The sequence below is a fragment of the Microbacterium sp. ISL-103 genome, assembly GCF_018613995.1.
Lineage (GTDB): Bacteria > Actinomycetota > Actinomycetes > Actinomycetales > Microbacteriaceae > Microbacterium.
Genome location: NZ_JAGGPD010000266.1, coordinates 1 through 7,624 on the forward strand (window position 1 = coordinate 1; position 7,624 = coordinate 7,624).

The 7,624-nt window shown below is 69.6% G+C and carries 7 protein-coding genes; 3 read left to right on the forward strand and 4 right to left on the reverse strand.

All coding sequences use genetic code 11. The features are described 5' to 3' along the window. A partial coding sequence (locus J7E68_RS10565) for an amidohydrolase (RefSeq protein ID WP_215172379.1) occupies nt 1-949 on the forward strand: 949 nt, incomplete at its 5' end. Between the two features lie 184 nt (nt 950-1,133). Here the strand turns inward: J7E68_RS10565 and J7E68_RS10570 are convergent. The 3 genes from J7E68_RS10570 to J7E68_RS10580 all read right to left on the reverse strand — a co-directional run bounded on the left by J7E68_RS10570 (nt 1,134) and on the right by J7E68_RS10580 (nt 4,097). Beyond that, the gene (locus J7E68_RS10570) at nt 1,134-2,102 is read right to left on the reverse strand and encodes a hypothetical protein (RefSeq protein WP_215172381.1); all 969 of its coding nucleotides are present in this window, start codon (nt 2,100-2,102) and stop codon (nt 1,134-1,136) included. Nucleotides 2,103-2,481: 379 nt separating this feature from the next. Then, complete coding sequence (locus J7E68_RS10575; RefSeq protein WP_215172383.1) at nt 2,482-3,255, reverse strand: SDR family oxidoreductase; 774 nt, start codon at nt 3,253-3,255, stop codon at nt 2,482-2,484. After that, nucleotides 3,237-4,097, reverse strand: a complete 861-nt coding sequence (locus J7E68_RS10580) for a fumarylacetoacetate hydrolase family protein (protein ID WP_215172385.1) — start codon at nt 4,095-4,097, stop codon at nt 3,237-3,239. The genes J7E68_RS10575 and J7E68_RS10580 overlap by 19 nt, the downstream gene beginning before the upstream one ends. Before the next feature lie 134 nt (nt 4,098-4,231). On the opposite strand from J7E68_RS10580, the gene J7E68_RS10585 reads away from it, so the two are divergent. Both J7E68_RS10585 and J7E68_RS10590 read left to right on the forward strand, forming a co-directional pair. Beyond that, entirely contained in the window at nt 4,232-5,527 is a 1,296-nt protein-coding gene (locus tag J7E68_RS10585; RefSeq protein ID WP_215172387.1) for an L-fuconate dehydratase, read from the forward strand. Continuing rightward, nucleotides 5,514-6,497 (forward strand): aldo/keto reductase, encoded by a 984-nt coding sequence (locus J7E68_RS10590; RefSeq protein ID WP_215172389.1) that lies wholly within the window; start codon nt 5,514-5,516, stop codon nt 6,495-6,497. The genes J7E68_RS10585 and J7E68_RS10590 overlap by 14 nt, the downstream gene beginning before the upstream one ends. Nucleotides 6,498-6,509: 12 nt before the next feature. Here the strand turns inward: J7E68_RS10590 and J7E68_RS10595 are convergent, their stop codons facing one another. Further along, a complete protein-coding gene (locus J7E68_RS10595; protein WP_215172391.1) occupies nt 6,510-7,511 on the reverse strand; it encodes a LacI family DNA-binding transcriptional regulator in 1,002 nt (333 codons plus the stop codon). Nucleotides 7,512-7,624: the final 113 nt, after the last annotated feature.

Consider the following 7,624-nt stretch of genomic DNA (forward strand, 5'->3'; position numbering starts at 1 on the left):
GGATCCCGAGCTTCTGCACTACACCTGGCTCGAGGGCCCGCTCGCCTGGCTGTTCGGTGCGACCGAGATCGAGCACGCGCGGGTCGCGCGTGCGTCGACCGAGAGCGCCGTCTTCGTGCAGGCCGAGACCGTCGAAGACGACTTCCTCGACGAAGTGCGGTGGGTGGCGAGTCTGGCTGACCGCGTCGGGGTGGTCGGCATCGTCGCCGGCGCGCGCCTCGATCGCGGCACCGACACCACCGCTCACCTCGAAGGACTCGCCGCCGAGCCGCTCGTGGTCGGCGTGCGGCACAACCTGCAGGGCGAGCCCGACGGACTGGCGGTGTCGGCCGGATTCGTGACGGGTGCGCGAGAGGTCGCAGCGCGCGGGTGGGCGTTCGATGCGTGCGTGCGCTCCCCTCAGCTGCCTGAGATCGCGCGCCTCGCGGGAGCGGTGCCCGAGCTGCGGATGGTGCTCGACCACCTCGGCAAGCCCGAGGTCGGCACTGCGGAGGCGCCGGTGGCCCCGACGATGGAATGGGTGCGCGATCTCGACGACCTCGCACGGCATCCGAACGTGTGGTGCAAGCTGTCGGGCCTGCCCGGAGAGGCCGGCGGTGACTGGTCGGCGGCGCAGCTGCATCCGTTCCTCGATGCCGCCGCCGATGCCTTCGGCGCCGAGCGGCTCATGTGGGGCAGCGACTGGCCGGTGTCGGTGATCGGCCCGGCCGAGGAGGGCGACCCCCACGCGAACGACGACGGATCGCCGATGTACCAGCCGACGGCCCGGAGCAGGTGGGCGGATGCCGTGATCGACTGGGCCGAGCGCCGCGGACACGACGTCGACGCGATCATGTGGGCCAACGCCGAGTCGTTCTATCGGATCGGCGAACGGTCGGCGCACGAGGATGCGCGCGAAGAGCGGCCCCGTCGCGGCATCCTCGGTTGGCTGCGTTCCGGTCGCTCGTAGTGCCGGCCCGCGCCGGCCCGCGCGCCCGCCCCCGCCCGCGCCCCGCCCCGCCCCCGCTCCACCAGGGGTTCCGGTGGCAGTTTGTGCCGCGGAATCAGGCGTTCGGCGGCACGAACTGCGACTGGAACGGATGGGTCATCGCATCAGGCGGCACGAACTGCGACCGGAGCGGCCGGTCGTGAAGTCAGGCGAAGAGCGCCCGCTGCACGCGCGCCACGAGTTCTGCCGGTCGCGAGAAGAGTTCGGCGGACACCTCGATGACGTTCCAGCCCGCAGCTCGAAGCGCGGCGATCCGCTCGACGTCCGCAGCGTAGCGGGAGTGATGCAGCATGCTCTGATACTCGATCGCGACCTTGCGCTCCGGGTAGGCCAGATCTACGCAGGCCAGGAATCGTCCGTCATCGTCGTAGACGTCATGATTGAGCTGCGGCTCGGGCAAGCCTGCCAATACGAGATGGCATCGGAGTTTCGACTCCCGTGGCGACCACGAGTCCTCCCGCACGAGGTCGACGGCCTGCCGCAGGCGCTGGATGCCGACGCGCCGCCCTGTCGTGATCGTCGCCCTCAGGTCATCGATGGACGCCATCGGGCGTCGCCCGAAGTCCGGGCGGCCGTGGCCCGTGCGCCACGAACGGCAGAAGTAGTCGCCGAGGGCCACAAGATCCAAGAGGTCCCACGATCCGAGCTGAGCCCATGCAGTCTCGGGCCGGGAGATGCGCGCACTGTCGATGCCGTCGAAAGTCGCGGCTGCGGGGTGAGCCCTGTGCGATGCGACGCCCCTCGCTCTGACCAGCGTGCCCGGCCCGATGGTGCACACGTGCACGGGCAACGTCATCCCATCGACCGGGCGGCCCTCGCGTCTGATCAGCGGGAGCGGTCCGCCGAGCAGAGCGACGGCAGACTCATGGCTGAAGAACTGATCGCGACGCAGGCGAGGAGCATACTGGCGTGCCCGTAGGCGACGCTGCGCAGCCTGGCGCTCGAAGAGGTCGAGTCCGTCGAGGTCGGGCGTCGCCTCGCTGTCGCGCACACCGCGGAACGGTGTCTCCAGATCAGACCTTCTCAGTCGTCCGCGGCTCACGCCGATCGACGCTGCTCTCCGCACACTGAATCGAGGTCCGAGCTCTTCGGGCAGCGGATGTGGTCGTCCCATTCCGACACCGTGCCAGTGGATCGCCAGCCGGTGGCCACTATCCACAGGTTTCGCGTGCGGTCGTCCGGTCGCGGGTTCGGCGTTCCGGTTGCAGTCGGTGCCGCTCTTCGCCGCGGTGTCGGCGTTCCGGTTGCAGTTGGTGCCGCTGGTTCTTCTTTTGAACGGCACGAACTGCGACCGGAACGCGGATGGGCGGTGCAGAGTGCGACCGGAACGCGGGACGGACGGCACGAACTGCGACCGGAGCGCGGATGGGCGGTGCAGAGTGCGACCGGAACGCGGGACGGACGGCACGAACTGCGACCGGAACGCGGATGGGCGGTACAGAGTGCGACCGGAACGCGGGGAGTCGGACCGGCCGGGAAGTGACAGGGGCGGCTCAGTCGCCGACGGGGCGCAGGCGCAGCTGCGCCATACCGCCGTCGACCTCGATGAACGTTCCCGTCGTCGACCCCGCAGCGGGGCTCACGAGGTACGCGACGGCCGCGGCGACCTCGTCGGGCGAGACCAGGCGACCATGCGGCTGGCGGGCCTCGAGAGCGGCGCGCTCGGCGGCCGGATCGTCGGCCGAATCGAGCAGACGTCCGACCCAGGGGGTGTCGGCGGTGCCGGGGTTCACGGCGTTCACGCGGATGCCCTCGCGCAGATGGTCGGCCGCCATGGCGCGGGTCAGAGCCGAGACCGCGCCCTTCGACGCGCTGTAGAGGGCACGCTGTGGCAGACCTGTCGATGACGCGATGGATGCCGTATTGCAGACCGCCGCGCTCGGGGACTTCTTGAGCCACGGCAGCGCCGCCGAGGTGACCCGGGCGATGCCGGTGACGTTGATCGAGAGCACGCGTGCCCACTCGTCGTCGTCGTTCGCGGTGATGTCTCCCTGTGCACCCACGCCGGCGTTGTTGACCACGATGTCGATGCGGCCGAACTTCTCGGCGACGGCTTCGACGGCGGCATCCACCGATGCGCGGTCCGACACATCGGCCGTGAACGCCGCGAAGGCGGCATCCGCTCCGGAGGTGTCGCGGTCGAGCACCGCGATCTGGGCTCCGTCGGCGTGCAGGCGGGCGGCGATGGCCGCGCCGATGCCGGATGCTCCGCCGGTGACGATCGCGACGAGTCCGTCGAGTGCGCTGCTCACTTCTGTGCCTCCCATGCCACGAACTCCTGGCGCTGATGCCCGAGTCCTTCGATCTCGATCTCGACCACGTCGCCCGCCTTCAGATACGGGAACCTGCCTCCGAACGCGACACCCTGCGGGGTGCCCGTGAGGATCAGGTCGCCGGGCTCGAGCGTCACGTACTGCGACAGGTGGTGCACGATCACGCGCACGTCGAAGATCATGTCGTTCGTGTTCGAGTCCTGACGCGGCTCGCCGTTGACCCAACTGCGCAGCTGCAGCTCGTCGACGTCGACCTCATCGGGGGTGACGAGCCACGGGCCGGTCGGGTTGAAGCCGGGGGCGATCTTGCCCTTCGACCACTGGCCGCCCGAGACCTCCATCTGGAACGCGCGCTCCGACACGTCGTTCGCCACGACGTAGCCGGCGATGTGCGCCTCGGCGTCGTCGGGCGAATCGAGGTAGGCGGCGCGGGCGCCGATGACGATACCGAGCTCGACCTCCCAGTCGGTCTTCTCGCTGCCGCGGGGGATGGTGACCGCATCGTTCGGACCGACGACCGTGTTGGGCGTCTTCAGGAACATGATCGGCACGGTCGGCGGCTCGGAGCCGGACTCGCGGGCGTGAGCCGCATAGTTCTGACCGATGCAGATGACGGCGCTCAGGCGGGCGATCGGCGCTCCGATGCGCATCGCGGCGGCATCGTCGAGCACGGGGAGCTCATCGGCGGCACGGGCCGCTTCGACGCGCGTCCGGAAGTCACCGGCGAGGAAATCACCGTTCACATCGGATGTCACGGAGCGCAGATCGAGGTAGCGGTCGCCCTCGACGAGGACGGGGATCTCGGCGCCGGGGGTGCCTAGCCGTGCGAACTTCATGTCTCTCCTGATCAGTGAGGTGTCCATGGTGGCGGGGCGCGTCGGCGCGGCCCGTCTCGTTGACAGTATAGACATCGGATGTTTACACTCCAAGAGATCTGCACGAATCCCCACCCCGTGCACGAGAGGATCCCGTGAGCCGCATCGTCGCCCTCGACACGACCGACATCCGCTTCCCGACGTCGCTGAGCCTCGACGGGTCGGACGCGATGAATCCCGACCCCGACTACTCGGCGGCGTACGTGATCGTGCGCACGGATGCCGAGGACGGCATCGACGGCCACGCCTTCGTCTTCACGATCGGCCGTGGCAACGACGTGCAGGTGGCCGCGATCGACGCGCTCGCCGGGCACCTCGTCGGCCGCGAGATCGAACCGCTGCTCGACGACATGGGCACGACGTTCCGTGACATCATCGGCGACTCGCAGCTGCGCTGGCTCGGCCCCGAGAAGGGCGTGATGCACATGGCCATCGGCGCCGTCATCAATGCGCTGTGGGACATCAAGGCCAAGCGCGCAGGACTGCCGCTCTGGCAGCTGCTGGCGCGGATGACGCCGGAAGAGCTCGTCGGCCTCGTCGACTTCCGCTACCTGACCAACGCGCTCACGCCCGAGGATGCCCTCGAGATCCTGCGCGCGGCGGAGCCCGGGCGGCCCGAGCGCGAGCGCGAGCTGCTCGACACCGGATACCCCGGCTACACGACCAGCCCCGGCTGGCTCGGCTACTCGGATGAGAAGCTCGAGCGGCTCGCGCGCGAGGCGATGGCCGACGGCTTCACCCAGATCAAGCTCAAGGTCGGTGCCGACCTCGACGACGACATCCGGCGGTTCCGCAAGGCGCGCGAGGTCTGCGGGCCCGACTTCCCCATCGCGATCGACGCGAACCAGCGCTGGGAGGTGTCGGAGGCGATCGAGTGGGTCAATGCGCTCGCGGAGTTCCACCCCGCCTGGATCGAAGAGCCCACGAGTCCCGACGACGTGCTCGGTCACGCCGAGATCGCGAGGGGCGTCGCGCCCATCCGCGTCGCCACCGGCGAGCATGCGCAGAACCGCGTGATCTTCAAGCAGCTGCTGCAGGCCGAGGCGATCTCGGTCATGCAGATCGACGCCGTGCGGGTCGCCGGCGTCAACGAGAACATCGCCAACCTTCTGCTGGCTGCGAAGTTCGGAGTGCCGGTGTGCCCGCATGCGGGCGGGGTCGGTCTGTGCGAGGCCGTGCAGCACCTGTCGATGTTCGACTTCGTCGCCGTCACGGGCACACGCGAGGGTCGGATGATCGAGTTCGTCGACCACCTGCACGAGCACTTCGTGATCCCCACCGACATCCGAGGCGGCTCGTACATGGCTCCGACCGTGCCGGGTTCGGGCATGGAGATGAAGGCCGAGAGCATCGCCGCCTACACGTGGACGGGGCAGCATGTCGGAGTCTGACGCTCTGGCGGTCTCTGCACGACTGACGGTTCCTCGTCTCGGATACGGTGCCGCGAACGTCGGCAACCTGTTCCGCGAGCTGAGCGACGACGAGTCGTGGGCGATCCTGGAGGCCGCGTGGGACAGCGGCATCCGCTACTTCGACACGGCTCCGCACTACGGTCTGGGGCTGTCAGAGCGTCGTCTCGGGGCGTTCCTGCAGACGAAGCCGCGCGACGAGTACGTGCTGTCTACCAAGGTCGGGCGGCTGCTGCGGCCGAACCCCGACCACGACGGCGGCCTCGACACCGCGAACGACTTCCACGTGCCCGACGACCTGCAGCGCGTGTGGGACTTCTCGGCATCGGGGATCCGCACCAGCCTCGACGAGTCGCGCGAGCGCCTCGGGATCGAGCGCATCGACCTGCTCTACCTGCACGACCCCGAGCGGCACGACCTGGATCTCGCGCTCGCCGAAGCGCTGCCGGCGCTCGAGCAGCTGCGCGCGGATGGCCAGGTGACCGCCGTCGGAATCGGGTCGATGGTGTCGGAGGCGCTCGCCGCATCTGTGCGCTCGGCAGACCTCGATCTCGTCATGGTCGCCGGGCGGTACACGCTGCTCGAACAGCCCGCGGCCGTCGACGTGCTGCCGGCCTGTCGCGAGACCGGAACGGGGATCGTCGCAGCATCGGTGTTCAACTCGGGGCTGCTCGCGTCGAGTGAGCCGCGGCGCGACGGGCGGTACGAGTACGGCCAGCTTCCCGACGAGCTCTGGGACCGGCTGCTGCGCATCGCAGCGGTGTGCGCCGAGCACGACGTGCCGCTGCCCGCGGCCGCCATCCAGTTCCCCCTGCAGTCCGATGTGGTGCGCTCGGTGGTCGTCGGCGGCAGCAGGCCGGGGCAGTTGCAGCAGAACGCGGAGTACGCGGCGCTCGAGATTCCCGGCGCCCTGTGGGCTGAGCTCGCCGTCGAGGGGCTGATCCCGGCCTGAGCCGGCGTGAGCTCAGCGGCCGACGGTCGACTCGCGGACGACCAGCTCGGCGGCGAACGGCGTCGGCGCGGGCAGGTCGGCGGCGGGGTCGGTGAGCTGGCGGATCAGCGCCGCCCCCGCCGCCCGCCCGATCTCATACCCGGGCTGCCGCACGCTCGTCAGCGGCACCACGCTCTGGTGCGCCTGGGCGACGTCGTCGAAGCCGACCAGCGCGATCTCCTCCGGCACGCGGATGCCCTGACGCAGCAGCTGGGTGAGCACGCCGATCGCGACCATGTCGTTCGCGGCGAAGATCGCGTCAGGGCGCTCCGAGGCGGGGAGAGCGGTGATCCGCTCGGCGATCTCGAGCCCGTCCTCGGTCGTGAGGTGCGGCACATCGAGCACCTCGAGCGTGGCGTCCGAGCCTGCGACCGCATCGCGAAGACCCTGCAGCCGGTCGTTCGACTGGCTCACGCTCGGCGCCCCGAGGAACAGGATGCGCGAGCGACCGATCGACAGCAGATGCGCGCCTGCGAGGCGTCCGCCGCCGCGGTCGTCGAACTGCACCGAGCCGACGGTGTCGGAATCGGGGATGGGCCCGACCACGACCGAGCGGATGCCGCGGTCTGAGAGCTGTTCGAGGCGGGGCACCACGTCTTCGAGGGGATAGATGACGATGCCCTGCACTCGGTGCGCCTCGAACATGTCGATGTTGCGGCGCTCGGTGCCGGCGTCGCGATTGCTGTTGCTGAAGAAGAGCGACCAGCCTTCTTCGCGCGCCACGTCTTCGACGCCGCGGGAGAGCTCGTGGAAGTACGGCAGCCAGGCGTCGAGCAGGATCAGCGCGAGCGCCTTGCTCGACCCCGCGCGCAGCTGTCTGGCCGATTCGTTCGGCACGTAGCCGAGCTGCTCGATCGCGTCCCTGACCTTCGCGGCGCTCGACTCTCCGAGCACATGGGGGTGGTTGAGGTAGTTCGAGACGGTCGAGGAGGAGACCCCGGCGAGGGCGGCGACGTCTTTGACGCTGGCTGGCATGGGGTTCCCTGTCGACGGCGGGTGCGCGCGTGCGCGGGTGCGACTGCGCGCCCGCGCGGCGCTGGCGTGTCCACAGTAGCCCAGCGATTGCACCGTGCCAAGAAAGTTCTTGA

Coding starts and splice junctions, on each gene's coding strand:
- J7E68_RS10590 (WP_215172389.1), top strand. CDS start 5,514: ATGTCGGAGTCTGACGCTCTGGCGGTCTCTGCACGACTGACGGTTCCT.
- J7E68_RS10595 (WP_215172391.1), bottom strand. CDS start 7,511: ATGCCAGCCAGCGTCAAAGACGTCGCCGCCCTCGCCGGGGTCTCCTCC.
- J7E68_RS10575 (WP_215172383.1), bottom strand. CDS start 3,255: ATGGGAGGCACAGAAGTGAGCAGCGCACTCGACGGACTCGTCGCGATC.
- J7E68_RS10580 (WP_215172385.1), bottom strand. CDS start 4,097: ATGAAGTTCGCACGGCTAGGCACCCCCGGCGCCGAGATCCCCGTCCTC.
- J7E68_RS10570 (WP_215172381.1), bottom strand. CDS start 2,102: ATGGGACGACCACATCCGCTGCCCGAAGAGCTCGGACCTCGATTCAGT.